The organism is Enterococcus sp. AZ015, assembly GCF_050499225.1.
Classification (GTDB): Bacteria; Bacillota; Bacilli; order Lactobacillales; family Enterococcaceae; genus Enterococcus_D; species Enterococcus_D entomosocium.
This window is the reverse complement of sequence record NZ_JBMHEX010000001.1, coordinates 3,216,218-3,230,000: the sequence shown is the minus strand read 5'-3', so window position 1 is coordinate 3,230,000 and position 13,783 is coordinate 3,216,218. Positions and strand designations below refer to the sequence as shown.

10 protein-coding genes, 23 tRNA genes, 1 riboswitch and 1 other annotated feature are annotated in these 13,783 nt (G+C 46.2%); of the genes, 29 read left to right on the top strand and 4 right to left on the bottom strand.

Annotated elements, in window-relative coordinates; translation table 11 throughout:
* Positions 1-2: 2 nt before the first annotated feature.
* From IGK85_RS15160 to IGK85_RS15035, 26 genes are all read left to right on the top strand, one after another.
* Positions 3-84 (top strand) — tRNA-Leu (locus IGK85_RS15160).
* Between the two features lie 7 nt (positions 85-91).
* A tRNA-Thr gene (locus tag IGK85_RS15155) sits at positions 92-164 on the top strand.
* 10 nt (positions 165-174) lie between these two features.
* Positions 175-246: transfer RNA gene (locus IGK85_RS15150), tRNA-Gly, on the top strand.
* Positions 247-264: 18 nt separating this feature from the next.
* Positions 265-350 (top strand) — tRNA-Leu (locus IGK85_RS15145).
* A gap of 11 nt (positions 351-361) precedes the next feature.
* Positions 362-435, top strand: a tRNA-Arg gene (locus IGK85_RS15140).
* Between the two features lie 9 nt (positions 436-444).
* Positions 445-518, top strand: a tRNA-Pro gene (locus IGK85_RS15135).
* Between the two features lie 13 nt (positions 519-531).
* Positions 532-604, top strand: a tRNA-Ala gene (locus tag IGK85_RS15130).
* Between the two features lie 28 nt (positions 605-632).
* Positions 633-706: transfer RNA gene (locus tag IGK85_RS15125), tRNA-Met, on the top strand.
* Between the two features lie 14 nt (positions 707-720).
* Positions 721-794, top strand: a tRNA-Ile gene (locus tag IGK85_RS15120).
* Between the two features lie 26 nt (positions 795-820).
* Positions 821-910, top strand: a tRNA-Ser gene (locus tag IGK85_RS15115).
* Between the two features lie 66 nt (positions 911-976).
* Positions 977-1,050, top strand: a tRNA-Met gene (locus tag IGK85_RS15110).
* Between the two features lie 38 nt (positions 1,051-1,088).
* Positions 1,089-1,165 (top strand) — tRNA-Asp (locus IGK85_RS15105).
* A gap of 1 nt (position 1,166) precedes the next feature.
* Positions 1,167-1,237, top strand: a tRNA-Gly gene (locus IGK85_RS15100).
* A 17-nt stretch (positions 1,238-1,254) separates the two neighbouring features.
* A tRNA-Ile gene (locus IGK85_RS15095) sits at positions 1,255-1,328 on the top strand.
* Between the two features lie 21 nt (positions 1,329-1,349).
* A tRNA-Ser gene (locus tag IGK85_RS15090) sits at positions 1,350-1,437 on the top strand.
* Positions 1,438-1,449: 12 nt separating this feature from the next.
* Positions 1,450-1,521: transfer RNA gene (locus IGK85_RS15085), tRNA-Glu, on the top strand.
* Between the two features lie 12 nt (positions 1,522-1,533).
* Positions 1,534-1,623, top strand: a tRNA-Ser gene (locus IGK85_RS15080).
* 66 nt (positions 1,624-1,689) lie between these two features.
* Positions 1,690-1,763 (top strand) — tRNA-Met (locus IGK85_RS15075).
* Positions 1,764-1,802: 39 nt separating this feature from the next.
* Positions 1,803-1,876: transfer RNA gene (locus tag IGK85_RS15070), tRNA-Asp, on the top strand.
* Positions 1,877-1,884: 8 nt separating this feature from the next.
* Positions 1,885-1,957, top strand: a tRNA-Phe gene (locus tag IGK85_RS15065).
* A gap of 7 nt (positions 1,958-1,964) precedes the next feature.
* Positions 1,965-2,035 (top strand) — tRNA-Gly (locus IGK85_RS15060).
* A 16-nt stretch (positions 2,036-2,051) separates the two neighbouring features.
* A tRNA-Ile gene (locus IGK85_RS15055) sits at positions 2,052-2,125 on the top strand.
* A 15-nt stretch (positions 2,126-2,140) separates the two neighbouring features.
* Positions 2,141-2,212: transfer RNA gene (locus tag IGK85_RS15050), tRNA-Glu, on the top strand.
* Positions 2,213-2,303: 91 nt separating this feature from the next.
* Positions 2,304-2,385: riboswitch (SMK box riboswitch) on the top strand.
* Positions 2,383-3,567, top strand: a complete 1,185-nt coding sequence (gene metK, locus IGK85_RS15045) for a methionine adenosyltransferase (RefSeq protein WP_008382004.1) — start codon at positions 2,383-2,385, stop codon at positions 3,565-3,567. (Overlaps the previous riboswitch by 3 nt.)
* 66 nt (positions 3,568-3,633) lie before the next feature.
* On the top strand, positions 3,634-5,091 hold the full coding sequence (locus tag IGK85_RS15040) for an MDR family MFS transporter (RefSeq protein WP_005233363.1): 1,458 nt from the start codon (positions 3,634-3,636) through the stop codon (positions 5,089-5,091).
* A 22-nt stretch (positions 5,092-5,113) separates the two neighbouring features.
* Positions 5,114-5,893: an alpha/beta hydrolase gene (locus IGK85_RS15035; RefSeq protein ID WP_005227672.1), complete on the top strand. Its 780-nt coding sequence runs from the start codon at positions 5,114-5,116 to the stop codon at positions 5,891-5,893.
* A 24-nt stretch (positions 5,894-5,917) separates the two neighbouring features.
* On the opposite strand, the gene IGK85_RS15030 is transcribed toward IGK85_RS15035, so the two are convergent.
* Genes IGK85_RS15030 through IGK85_RS15020 form a run of 3 tightly spaced genes read right to left on the bottom strand, consistent with a single transcriptional unit; the run spans position 5,918 to position 8,119 of the window.
* Positions 5,918-6,496, bottom strand: coding sequence for a tRNA (mnm(5)s(2)U34)-methyltransferase (locus tag IGK85_RS15030; RefSeq protein ID WP_008382006.1), 579 nt, complete (start codon positions 6,494-6,496; stop codon positions 5,918-5,920).
* The gene (locus IGK85_RS15025) at positions 6,471-7,454 is read right to left on the bottom strand and encodes a TIGR01212 family radical SAM protein (RefSeq protein WP_005233367.1); all 984 of its coding nucleotides are present in this window, start codon (positions 7,452-7,454) and stop codon (positions 6,471-6,473) included. Before IGK85_RS15025 ends, IGK85_RS15030 begins: the two co-directional genes overlap by 26 nt.
* Positions 7,455-7,468: 14 nt before the next feature.
* Positions 7,469-8,119, bottom strand: a complete 651-nt coding sequence (locus tag IGK85_RS15020; RefSeq protein WP_008382009.1) for a phosphatase PAP2 family protein — start codon at positions 8,117-8,119, stop codon at positions 7,469-7,471.
* Between the two features lie 291 nt (positions 8,120-8,410).
* Here IGK85_RS15020 and IGK85_RS15015 point away from each other — a divergent pair, with 291 nt between their 5' ends.
* On the top strand, positions 8,411-10,111 hold the full coding sequence (locus IGK85_RS15015; RefSeq protein WP_008382011.1) for a LysM peptidoglycan-binding domain-containing protein: 1,701 nt from the start codon (positions 8,411-8,413) through the stop codon (positions 10,109-10,111).
* Between the two features lie 42 nt (positions 10,112-10,153).
* Positions 10,154-10,373, top strand: a binding site (T-box leader).
* Between the two features lie 86 nt (positions 10,374-10,459).
* Positions 10,460-12,874 carry a leucine--tRNA ligase gene (gene leuS, locus IGK85_RS15010; RefSeq protein ID WP_008382013.1) on the top strand — a complete coding sequence of 805 codons (2,415 nt, stop codon included), beginning with the start codon at positions 10,460-10,462 and terminating at the stop codon, positions 12,872-12,874.
* A 106-nt stretch (positions 12,875-12,980) separates the two neighbouring features.
* Here leuS and IGK85_RS15005 read toward each other — a convergent pair whose 3' ends face one another.
* A complete protein-coding gene (locus tag IGK85_RS15005) occupies positions 12,981-13,211 on the bottom strand; it encodes a hypothetical protein (protein ID WP_005233376.1) in 231 nt (76 codons plus the stop codon).
* A 220-nt stretch (positions 13,212-13,431) separates the two neighbouring features.
* On the opposite strand from IGK85_RS15005, the gene IGK85_RS15000 reads away from it, so the two are divergent.
* Positions 13,432-13,731: a DUF5960 family protein gene (locus IGK85_RS15000; protein WP_008382014.1), complete on the top strand. Its 300-nt coding sequence runs from the start codon at positions 13,432-13,434 to the stop codon at positions 13,729-13,731.
* Positions 13,732-13,783: the final 52 nt, after the last annotated feature.

Below are 13,783 nucleotides of genomic sequence, written 5' to 3'. Positions count from 1 at the left end.
ATGCGGGTGTGGCGGAATTGGCAGACGCACTAGATTTAGGATCTAGCGCCTTCGGGCGTGGGGGTTCAAGTCCCTTCACCCGCACTTCATTGCCGGCTTAGCTCAGTTGGTAGAGCATCTGATTTGTAATCAGAGGGTCGAGGGTTCAAGTCCTTTAGCCGGCATCAGGAATACGCGGAAATAGCTCAGTGGTAGAGCACCACCTTGCCAAGGTGGGGGTCGCGGGTTCGAACCCCGTTTTCCGCTTTGCCTTAGCAATTTTCAGCCGGGGTGGCGGAACTGGCAGACGCACAGGACTTAAAATCCTGCGGTGAGTGATCACCGTACCGGTTCGATTCCGGTCCTCGGCATTTCATAATATGCGCCCATAGCTCAATTGGATAGAGTGTTTGACTACGGATCAAAAGGTTAGGGGTTCGACTCCTCTTGGGCGCGCTTTAATAACGGGAAGTAGCTCAGCTTGGTAGAGCACTTGGTTTGGGACCAAGGGGTCGCAGGTTCGAATCCTGTCTTCCCGATACTTTTACAAAAGGGGCCTTAGCTCAGCTGGGAGAGCGCCTGCTTTGCACGCAGGAGGTCAGCGGTTCGATCCCGCTAGGCTCCATATCATTTGAATAAATGATTCTTTTTTACGCGGTGTAGCTCAGCTGGCTAGAGCGTCCGGTTCATACCCGGGAGGTCGGGGGTTCGATCCCCTCCGCCGCGATTTTTTAAGAGCCTGGACCTTTAGCTCAGTTGGTTAGAGCAGACGGCTCATAACCGTCCGGTCGTAGGTTCGAGTCCTACAAGGTCCATTGTGGCATTGTATCTGTTTTATTATGGAGGATTACCCAAGTCCGGCTGAAGGGAACGGTCTTGAAAACCGTCAGGCGGGTAAAACCGTGCAAGGGTTCGAATCCCTTATCCTCCTTAACTGTCTCTTTTGTTGCGAGCAAAAGAATCACAGTCCTTTAATTACTGAAAAGTAATTACTTATCGCGGGATGGAGCAGTCTGGTAGCTCGTCGGGCTCATAACCCGAAGGTCGTAGGTTCAAATCCTGCTCCCGCAATTGCTTTTGTTTTCAAAAGCGCAATAAAAGCTAAATATGGTTTGGTAGTTCAGTTGGTTAGAATGCCTGCCTGTCACGCAGGAGGTCGCGGGTTCGAGTCCCGTCCAGACCGCCATGCGGGTGTAGTTTAGTGGTAAAACCACAGCCTTCCAAGCTGTTGTCGCGAGTTCGATTCTCGTCACCCGCTTTAGCTTTTATTTTTTGGGGCCTATAGCTCAGCTGGTTAGAGCGCACGCCTGATAAGCGTGAGGTCGATGGTTCGAGTCCATTTAGGCCCATCAAAATGTAGTCATACATTTGGGGAAGTACTCAAGTGGCTGAAGAGGCGCCCCTGCTAAGGGTGTAGGTCGGGAAACCGGCGCGAGGGTTCAAATCCCTCCTTCTCCGTTTTTTTTTATTGGTCCGTTGGTCAAGTGGTTAAGACACCGCCCTTTCACGGCGGTAACACGGGTTCGAATCCCGTACGGATCATTTGTTACTTTTGGAGGATTACCCAAGTCCGGCTGAAGGGAACGGTCTTGAAAACCGTCAGGCGGGTAAAACCGTGCAAGGGTTCGAATCCCTTATCCTCCTTAACTGTCTCTTTTGTTGCGAGCAAAAGAATCACAGTCCTTTAATTACTGAAAAGTAATTACTTATCGCGGGATGGAGCAGTCTGGTAGCTCGTCGGGCTCATAACCCGAAGGTCGTAGGTTCAAATCCTGCTCCCGCAATCGCTTTGTTTAACGGCAAAGCAGCAATACAAAGCTTCTGGTTTGGTAGTTCAGTTGGTTAGAATGCCTGCCTGTCACGCAGGAGGTCGCGGGTTCGAGTCCCGTCCAGACCGTTGTTTTTGGCTCGGTAGCTCAGTTGGTAGAGCAATGGATTGAAGCTCCATGTGTCGGCAGTTCGATTCTGTCCCGCGCCATAGGAATGCGGGTGTAGTTTAGTGGTAAAACTACAGCCTTCCAAGCTGTTGTCGCGAGTTCGATTCTCGTCACCCGCTTTGCATTTTTTATTTGGGGCCTATAGCTCAGCTGGTTAGAGCGCACGCCTGATAAGCGTGAGGTCGATGGTTCGAGTCCATTTAGGCCCATTACATTTTCAAACTGGTCCGTTGGTCAAGCGGTTAAGACACCGCCCTTTCACGGCGGTAACACGGGTTCGAATCCCGTACGGATCATGCAAACACTCTTGAGAGTGTTTTTTTATTACCCAAAAATGATCTTTTTTATCATTTTTCAACTACGAAGGGTCAAAATTTGTTATAATCAGTCCGTTGCAAGTTCCCGAAAGGATTCGCAGCTGCGAAGATGCCTTGTAACCGAAACATATATTAGGGGGAATACAAAAATGACAGAGAAACACTTATTTACATCAGAGTCCGTTTCAGAAGGACACCCAGACAAAGTAGCCGACCAAATCAGTGATGCCATCTTAGATGCGTTGCTTGCCGAAGATCCAATGGCTCGGGTTGCTTGTGAAACGTCAGTTACCACCGGATTGGTTTTAGTTTTTGGAGAAATTTCTACTTCTGCTTACGTAGATATCCAAAAAGTCGTCCGTGAAACCATCAAAGAAATCGGCTATACACGAGCAAAATTCGGCTTTGACGGCGATACGGTTGCTGTTTTAGTAGCGATCGATGAGCAATCACCAGATATCGCTCAAGGCGTTGACGATGCTTTAGAAAGTCGCGGAGAAACGGATAAAGAAGATATCGGTGCCGGTGACCAAGGCTTGATGTTTGGTTTTGCCGTTGATGAAACACCTGAATTGATGCCTTTACCAATCGCATTGAGTCATCGGTTAGTCCGTCGTTTAGCAGAGTTGCGTAAAAACAATGAACTAAGCTACTTGCGTCCAGATGCAAAATCGCAAGTAACTGTTGAATATGATGATAACGATCAACCACAAAGAGTGGACACCGTCGTTATTAGTACCCAGCATGATGATGCGGCTGATAATGAAACGATCCACCGTGATGTCATTGAAAAAGTGATCAAAGAAGTGATCCCTGCCGATCTTTTAGACGAGCAGACAAAATATTATATTAATCCTACTGGTCGTTTTGTGATCGGCGGTCCTCAAGGGGATGCCGGTTTGACAGGCAGAAAAATCATCGTTGATACTTATGGCGGCTATGCTCGTCATGGTGGCGGTGCGTTTTCTGGAAAAGACGCAACCAAAGTTGACCGTTCAGCCAGCTATGCGGCTCGCTACATTGCCAAAAACATCGTAGCAGCAAAGCTAGCCAAAAAAGTGGAAGTCCAATTAGCCTATGCGATCGGTGTGGCACAACCCGTGTCGATCAGCATCAACACTTTTGGTACAGGAACCGTCAGTAACGATCGCTTGATTCAAGCGGTGCGGGAAAACTTTGATTTGCGACCAGCAGGAATTATTGAAATGTTAGATTTGCGCCGTCCGATTTATCGTCAGACTGCCGCTTACGGACATTTCGGTCGTACAGATATCGATTTGCCATGGGAACGCACCGACAAGGTGGCGGCACTTTTGGCAAGTGTGAAGGATTAAAAGAGGCGACCTCTATTGATGACTATCAATAGAGGTTCTTTTTTTTGGAGTAAAAGGAGGAGTTACATGCGAACCAATGTAAAATTAGTCACTATTGCAGTTTTTGTCGCAACGTTTATGACCGCGATCGAAGGAACGATCATTACGACAGCGATGCCTACCATCGTTAGTTCATTGAAAGGAATCGAGATCATGAACTGGGTCTTCTCGATCTATCTTTTGACCAGTGCGATGTTGACCCCGATTTACGGCAAGTTTGCCGATAATATCGGCCGCAAACCAGTCTTTCTATTTGGTACGCTGCTGTTTATTATCGGGTCGGCGTTTTGTGGGATGGCCAACACAATGTTGACGTTGATCATTGCCAGAGCGTTGCAAGGATTAGGCGCAGGGGCCATGATGCCCGTTGCCCTAACGATCATTGCGGACCTGTATCCTGTTGAAAAGCGGGCGAAAGTCTTAGGGCTCAATAGTACTGCTTGGGGGATCGCCAGTGTCGTTGGTCCCTTAGCCGGTGGATTGATCGTAGATACGATCGGGTGGCATTGGATCTTCTTTATCAACGTGCCCATCGGATTAGGGTTGATCGCCTTAATTTGGTTTTATTTTCATGAAGAAAAAAAGGCCTTTGCTGCAGTCAACATTGATTATGCAGGCAGTCTCTTGTTGATGTTGACGTTAGTAGGGCTCCTGCTAGGCTTCCAATTGCTAGGAGATTATGGTGTAAGTCTGCCTGTTATCGGTCTGTTCGTTTTTTCTGTCCTCACGTTTATCGGCTTCATTCGTGTGGAGAAAAAAGCAGCAGATCCGATTATTGATCTGAAGCTGTTCCACTCAAAACTATTTGTGGTGGTCAACATCGTAGCAGCTTTGGCTAGCGGCTTCCTGATGGGGATCGATGTTTATATCCCAATGTGGATGCAAGGGGTCTTAGGCATGAGTGCGGGGATTGGCGGGCTTGTGTTGGCACCGTTGTCGATTTTATGGATGATTGGTTCCTTCTTAGCCAGCCGTTGGTTGACACAACACAGTGTCAGTTGGGTCTTGACGGTTAGCTTAGTGATCACGGCTACCGGTGCCTTGTGGTTGTTTTTGACACCGGCACAGACATCATTCTGGTTGTTCTTGGTGATTTCTTCTATTACGGGCGTCGGATTAGGGGCAACGATGGTGGTTTGTACCGTTACTGCCCAAACCAGCGTTGCACCCACCCAAGTCGGCGTGGCGACTTCTTTCAATACGCTGCTGCGAACGATTGGGCAAACCATTATGGTGGCGGTCTTCGGTATCGTTTTAAACACCAGCAATAGCGTGGGCTTGGCACAGGCGCAAGTCACTGACAGCAGTGTCATGAATCAGCTGGTTGATCCAGCCGCCGCGCGTCAGCTGCCAACAGCCTTATTAGGGCAATTACGGGAGATTCTTTATAGCGGTCTACACTGGGTTTTTGGGATCGGTGTTTTACTCATTGTGCTAGCGATTGGTTTGACCCGCACGATTTCGCGAGAATCTGGTACAATATAAAAAAAGGATCGCAGGTGATTGTATGGCTTTTTTACAAGCAAATATCTATTCAAATGTTCTTGAAATGGAGGTAATGATCGATGTGATCTTGCCTCAAAGTACCAAGAAAAAAATCGGTACGCAAAGCCAATCGACGGGCACAGATCTCCCGGTGCTTTATTTATTGCATGGGATGAACGGAAATCATAGTGTCTGGCAGCGACGGACGTCGATCGAGCGATATGCCGCAGAGTATCAACTAGCGGTCATCATGCCGTCTACTGATCTGGGCTGGTATACCGATACGACCTACGAAATGAAGTATTGGACGTTTATCGCCGAAGAATTACCACAAATTTGTCATGAACTGTTTCCTCAACTGACGCAAAAACGAGAAAAAACTTTTGCAGCAGGTCTCTCGATGGGGGGCTATGGGGCAGTAAAACTTGGGCTGCGCAAGCCTGACCAGTTTGCGGCGGTAGCGTCTTTGTCTGGCGCATTAGCGCTGGCTGAAAGCATGGATTCCTTGCTGCAGCTGCGAAGCCAAGCTTATTGGGAAGGAATCTTTGGCCCTTTAGAGCAATTCAAAGGGTCAGAAAATGATTTGATCCATCTGATTGAGACCATCGATCCAAGCACCGCGCCGCGCTTTTTTATTAGCTGTGGAACCGAGGATCAGCTGTATCCGGCAAGTGAATATGCGGTGGATAAGCTGCAAAAACGCAAACTAGCCGTAACGTTTGAATCGGGAACTGGGGATCATGATTGGAATTTTTGGGATCAATGGATCCAACGAGTCCTGCAATGGCTTTTTAGTGAATAAAAAAACCATCAGTCGATCGACACCTTAACGTGCCGAGGACTGATGGTTTTTTCGTTCGATACAAAATAAGATCGGCGGCTGGTTGCGCTGATTGATAAATTGATAGGAAAGGACATTATATTCCTCTTGCGGCAGCTGCTGACAAAAGGAGTGGACTTCTTTCAGCTCTGCTTCGCCGCCAGCGTGTCCATAATAGCAGACGAGGATGATTCTACCTTTCGGGGCTAAACGTGTCAGTAAAACTTCTAAAGCCGTTTTCGTTGTATCAGGCAGCGTGATGATCGCTTTGTCCCCTTTCGGCAAGTAGCCTAAATTGAAAATGGCGGCGTGAACCGGACCGCTCACAACATCTGCCAACGTCTCATGGCCTTGATGGATCAGCTGGACTTGCGCCAACAGCTCTTTTTCAGTCAAACGTTTTTTGGTGGCTTGGAGGGCTTGTTCTTGAATATCAAAAGCAAACACCTGACCAGTCGGTCCAACTAAGGAAGCCAGTAATTCCGTGTCGAAGCCGTTGCCCATCGTGGCATCAACGGCGGTTTGTCCCGGTTGCAGAACTTCTTTTAAAAGGGTGTGGCTATAATGCATGGCGGTCGGCAGCATTGACAAGCTCCTTTCGCACGTTGAATTTCCCTTGATAGGAGTTGCGGCGTAGCATTTCTTGATCGATCTCATTCAAGACTTCCCATTTTTTCAAACTCCACATTGGACCTACCAGAGAATCCCATGGTGCATCGCCTGTCAAGCGATGAATGATGATCTCTGGGGGGATCATTTCTAACTGATCGCAGATCAATGACACATAGGTATCGCGCCGCATCAATTGCAAACGTCCCTCATGATAATCCCGCAGCATCCGAGTATTGCGCATCAAATGCAACAGGTGCAGTTTGATGCCTTGGATATCAGAATCTTGAATGGTGCGGCGGACGTTTTCTTGCATCATCTCGATCGTCTCGCCTGGCAGGCCATTGATCAAATGGGTACAGACACGAATATTGTGTTTGCGCAGGCTGGCGACGCCGTCTAAGTAGGTTTGATAATCATGGGCGCGGTTGATGGCATTGCTCGTGGTTTCAAAAGTCGTTTGCAGTCCTAATTCGACCCATAAATAAAAGCGTTGATTGAGCTCTGCCAGATAGTCAACGACATCTGCTGGTAAGCAGTCTGGTCGGGTCCCAATGGAGATCCCGACAACACCAGGTAGTGTCAGTACTTGCTCGAAGCGCTCGCGGATCACTGCCACCGGTGCGTGGGTGTTCGTAAAATTTTGAAAATAGACAATGTATTTGTCCACTTGCGGCCACTTTTTGTGCATCATGGCGATCTCTTTTTCAAACTGCTCTGGTAACGGGGCTTCAGGTGCTACGATCATATCGCCAGAGCCGGACACACTGCAAAATGTACAGCCGCCTTTGGCAACGGTGCCGTCACGATTGGGGCAGTCGAAGCCCGCATCGATGGGAACTTTAAAGATTTTTTCGCCAAATTCTTGCCGCAAAGCAAAGTTCCATGAATGGTATCGTTTGTTTTTATCTTCTGCATAAGGAAATGGATTCATTTTTTTACCTTCTTTTATAATTGTTTACGCGTGAAGCGCCAGACAAAACGTTTTTGCAAGTAGTAAGGGTAGGTCAACAGTAGCCAAGACAGGCCGACACAAAAACCGCCTAACACATCACTGGGAAAATGCACGCCAACATAGATGCGGCTGATGCCGATACAACTGATCAATAGGCCTAGCAGAATACGGAGTCCCCATTGCCAAAAAGGCTGCTTGAAGAAAACTGGGACCAAGAAGAGCAATGTCCCATAAAAAACCATACTGCCTGTCGAGTGTCCGCTGGGGAAACTAAAACTTGATTCCGTGACTAAGTGTTCAAGGGTTGGTCGCTCCCGTAAAAAGACCAGTTTGATCAATGGATTAAAGAGCCCGGCAATCCCGATGGTGCCGATACTGAGCCATAGTGCTTCTGCATAATATTTATTGATCACTAAAACGGCTAAAACAGCAAGAAAGAGCAAGATGATCGTGGTAGGATTCGCAAATTTTGTGACCCATAGAAAAAACGGTGTCCAAAACGGATAGCCGGTGCGGATGATGCGAGTCAAGGTTTCGTCAAAGGAGACCAACCAAGTAGGATAAAATTTCACGAGATAGCCGAGAAAAACGAACAGCAGTAAAAAGCAGCTGCCGGCAAATTGAAAATAAAGTTTTTTATGCATGGAAAAGCCTCGTTTCTAGAGAATTTCTGTCCCTTCAAGCAAAGAGACATCTAGAAGGTATTATAGCATTTATCGCAAGACGGAAAAAGCAGGGAACCATTCAGGGAGCATCCCACTGTCAAGGAATATTTTTCGTTGGGTTAAATACAAACTCTTCATTTCAATAAATGTTCGTTTGATTACAAAGAGTTTACAGTTTCTGAAATCGGCTCAAATACCTTTTATAAATTCTTAAGAAATTGTATACTAAACCTACGTTCACTATAAGGAAAAAACGGAGGAATAACGGACATGAACACGAGTCAATCAAGAAAAGTACATCGTCAAGCAGACCAATCGGGCGATAAGTATCGAGTGATCAAAAAAAGTGCAGTTGTTTTAGGAACGACACTGACTGCTTGCTCTGTTGTAGCTCCATTGGTGTCATCGGTTCAAGCAGAAGCCGTAGAGACCTCGATCGCCCAAGTTTCTACTAGCAATTTTGCCGCGCCGAATACTTCCGCATTTATTGCCGAAATCGCTACTTACGCTCAGCCCGTGGCACAAGCCAACGATTTATATGCTTCTGTGATGATCGCACAAGCCATTTTAGAAAGTGGTTGGGGCCGAAGCAGTTTATCAAAAGCACCGAATTATAATCTATTCGGGATCAAAGGCAGCTACAACGGTCAAACCGTTTATATGAGTACTTTGGAGTACTTAAACAATCAATGGTTGACTATGAATGAACCCTTTAAGCGCTACCCATCATACACGCAATCATTCGAAGATAACGCACGTACTTTACGCTCAACCTCTTTACAAAGCGGCGTTTCATATTATTCTGGCGCTTGGAAAAGCAATACGACTTCATATCTTGATGCAACCGCATGGCTAGCAGGCCGCTATGCGACTGCACCCAATTATGCTTCTTCCCTGAATGCAGTGATCCAACAATTTGGTTTGACACAATACGACACACCTGCTTCTGGCAATGCCGGTGGTGGTGCCACAGCTAGCGCATCAACCAATACTACGACTACAACGGCGGCTGTCAGCACGAGCGGCAGTCAAACGTATACAGTCGCTTCGGGCGACTCTGTATGGTCGATCGCTAACAAACATGGCATCTCCATGGACCAGTTGCGCAGCTTGAACAACATCAAAAATGATTTTGTTTATCCAGGGCAAACGTTGAAAGTCAACGGCAGCACCCAAAGCACTTCGGCAACTTCTACGGTATCGATCGTCAATCGTAATACTTCAGCAACTACATCAGGCAATACCTATACCGTAGTTTCTGGTGATTCAGTCTGGTCGATCGCCAATAAACATGGGATCTCAATGGATCAATTCCGCAGTTTGAACAATATCAAAAATGACTTTGTCTACCCAGGACAAAAAGTTGTCGTCAGCGGTGGTTCGTCTACGAATACCAGCAGTACCACGACCGTCAGCACTGCATCAACTGCTAGCCAAAGCAGCGGCGGTACCTATACAGTGGCAGCGGGTGATTCAGTCTGGTCGATCGCCAACAAACATGGGATCTCCATGGATCAATTTCGCAGTTTGAACAATATCAAAAATGATTTTGTCTACCCAGGACAAAAAGTTGTCGTCAGTGGTAGTTCCGCAACGAGTACAAGTACAACAACGAGCACGACCGTCAGCAGCCAAACCAGCAGCAGTGCTGCAGGCAACACCTATACGGTGGCAGCGGGTGATTCAGTCTGGTCAGTTGCCAATAAACACGGGATTTCGATGGACCAATTCCGCAACTGGAACAACATCAAAAATGATTTTATCTATCCAGGACAAAAGGTGGTCGTCAAGCAAGGCGGCACGGCAGCTACTACCAGCACTTCAGCGACCAATGGTACTTACAAGGTCGCATCGGGTGATTCCGTTTGGGGGATCGCAGATAAGTTTGGCATCACGACGGATCAATTTATTCAATGGAACAATATTCAAAATAACTTTATTTACCCAGGACAAACAGTTAGGGTAAAATAGATTGCTATTCCTAATGATTTTTGTTAGGATAAGTGCAAAGAAACTTTCACGTTTGAGAAGGAATAGTAGAAGTACGGTGGGACTTTTAGAGAGTGCATGGTTGGTGGAAATGCACAGCACACCTTTCGAACTCGTCTTCGAGTGATATCTGACTGAACCTGATTTGGCTAGGCAGATACGGCGATGGCCGTTAAAACATCGAGGTCTGCTTTTTTGAGGAGCAGATAAACTTAGGTGGTACCACGTTGATAACGTCCTATAAAAATCATAGCGATTTTTATAGGACTTTTTTTAAGTTTTGCTGGTTGATTTGACGAGCAAAACACCAATTTTTAGGAGGAGTCCATCGTGAATTACAATCACAAAGAAATCGAAAAAAAATGGCAAAAATATTGGGCAAAGAAAAATGAGTTCAACACCCATGATGAGCCGGACAAACCAAAATTTTATGCGCTAGATATGTTCCCATATCCATCCGGACAAGGATTACATGTCGGACATCCAGAAGGCTATACGGCTACGGATATCTTGAGCCGTTTCAAACGCAGCCAAGGGTACAATGTACTGCACCCAATGGGCTGGGATGCCTTTGGTCTGCCTGCCGAACAATATGCACTAGATACAGGAAATGATCCAGCGGAATTTACGAAGAAAAATATTGAGACCTTCCGCCGTCAAATCAATGCGCTAGGGTTCAGCTATGACTGGAATCGTGAAATCAATACGACAGATCCTGAATATTACAAGTGGACGCAATGGATCTTTACCAAGCTTTATGAAAAAGGGTTAGCTTATGAAGCCGAAGTTCCGGTAAATTGGGTACCAGAGCTTGGAACTGTGATCGCCAATGAAGAAGTCATTGACGGCAAGAGCGAACGGGGCGGCTATGATGTGATCCGCAAACCGATGCGCCAATGGATGCTAAAAATCACGGCATATGCTGATCGTTTGTTGGACGATTTAGAAGAAGTTGATTGGCCAGAAAGCATCAAAGAAATGCAACGCAATTGGATCGGACGTTCTGTCGGAGCCAACGTAACGTTTAAAGTGGCAGGGATGGAAAAAGACTTTACCGTCTTTACGACTCGTCCAGATACCTTGTTTGGTGCGACCTACGCTGTATTGGCACCAGAACATGAGCTAGTGGCCCAAATCACTACCCCAGAACAAAAAGCAGCCATTGATGCCTATGTAGAAGAAGCATCGAAAAAATCTGATTTGAACCGAACAGATTTGGCCAAAGAAAAAACCGGTGTCTTCACTGGTGCCTATGCCATCAATCCCGTGAATGGCAAAGAGATCCCGATTTGGATCGCCGATTACGTTTTGGCTTCTTATGGAACAGGTGCGATCATGGCGGTTCCTGCCCATGACGAACGTGACCACGAATTTGCCAAAACATTCGGTTTAGAGATCATTCCTGTATTGGCAGGGGGCAACGTGGAAGAATCTGCCTATACCGAAGATGGACTGCATATCAATTCAGACTTTTTGGATGGGCTAGACAAAGAGACAGCCATCGAAAAAATGGTCGCATGGTTGGAAGAAAACCACGTTGGGAAAAAAGAAGTCAGCTATCGTCTTCGCGATTGGTTGTTCTCTCGTCAACGGTATTGGGGGGAACCAATCCCAATCATCCATTGGGAAGATGGGACGACCACAGCGCTTTCTGAAGATCAGCTGCCATTGCGTTTGCCAAAAACCGACAATATCAAACCAAGCGGTACTGGGGAATCGCCATTAGCTAATGTCACGGATTGGGTCAATGTCACCGATCCAGAAACTGGGAAAAAAGGACGTCGCGAAACCAATACGATGCCACAATGGGCAGGAAGCTCATGGTATTTCTTACGCTTTATCGATCCTCATAATAAGTCTGTTTTGGCAGACTATGATAAATTGAAACGCTGGATGCCAGTCGATATTTATATCGGTGGGGCGGAACACGCTGTCTTGCATTTGCTTTATGCTCGCTTCTGGCATAAATTCTTGTATGATATCGGTGTCGTACCAACGAAAGAACCATTTGAAAAATTGTTCAACCAAGGGATGATCCTTGGGGAAAACAATGAAAAAATGTCGAAATCCCGCGGCAACGTAGTCAATCCAGATGATGTCATCAATCAATACGGTGCAGATACTTTGCGTCTATATGAAATGTTTATGGGACCATTGGATGCATCGATCGCCTGGAATGAGAATGGCCTTGAAGGCAGTCGCAAATTCTTGGATCGCGTGTGGCGCTTGATCGTCGATGAAAATGGCAAAATGCGCGACCGCATCACGACATTCAACGATGGAAAATTGTCGAAGGTGTATAACCAAACAGTTAAAAAAGTGACGGAAGATTATGAACAGCTGCATTTCAATACGGCGATTTCCCAATTGATGGTCTTCGTCAATGAAGCGTATAAAGCTGATGCCTTACCTTACGAGTATGTCGAAGGATTTGTGCAGCTATTGGCTCCAATCGCACCACATATCGGTGAAGAGCTCTGGTCGATCCTCGGAAATGACAATGGGATCTCTTATGTGCCTTGGCCAACCTATGACGAAAGTGCCCTAGTGGAAGATGAGATCGAAGTCGTCTTTCAAGTCAACGGCAAAGTTCGTGCCAAAGCAATGGTTCCAGCAGACGCAGAAAAAGCAGTGCTTGAACAATTGGCCCAAGAAAACGAACTTGTCCAAGAACAGCTCCAAGGAAAAACGATCCGCAAAGTGATCGTCGTACCCAATAAATTGGTCAATATCGTTGCAAACTAAACGCTAAAAAAGTAGCTGCCTAACAGGTCAATGGTCTGTTAGGCAGCTTTTTGGTAGCGACAAAGAAAAAAAGTGTTACTGAGTGGTTCTCAGCAACACTTTTTTGTTATTTTTTGCGAATGATACCATAGAACAAAGCGGCTGTTGCGACCAATGGAATCAAGATCACTAGTAGAAAGCCGTTTGGATACGTAGCGCGAGTGAAAATTTCTGATGAAGCATCACTTCCGCCAAATAGATGATTGGAAATCATGAACTGAGCCATCATAGCAACGATTGCGACAAAACCAATTGCAGCACCAGTACCGACGAATAATTTTTTCTTTGCGTTGTTCATTACATTTGCCCCTTTTATAGTCTCTATGTATCATTATACAAAATTTGGATACGTGTTCAATCTGATTTTGTCAAATAATTGATTCGTAATACACTTGAAATGTTTCTGACATATTTAAGGGCTAAAAAAGCCAAATTTCCGCTTGTTAGCGATCATATTATTCGCTGATCCTCACAGACTCTCGTATAATAAAGAAAGAGAAAAGAAAGAGGGGACGTACATGGAGTATCAATCATTTGAAGGCCAAACGGCTTTTTTTGAAGATTATGCACGGATTGCCAAACCTGGCTATGAAGAAGAGGCAGTCACTGCCGATGTCTTGGAACAGTTGAATCAACAATTAACAGAAGAAGAGCTGTTTTACCGTTTAGCAGCCGAAGATGCCAAAGAAGGGCAAGTCTTTTTGTTTCCTTTCAGCAAGCGAATGTTTACCGAAGACCTTGACGCTGCCATTTCAACAGAATTCCGTTATGATGGCGCACCCTATGTCTATGAGACTTACGAAGACGAACAACCTTAATCACACAGGAAAAAAGCTTTCAGATGATTTAATGGATCATCTGAAAGCTTTT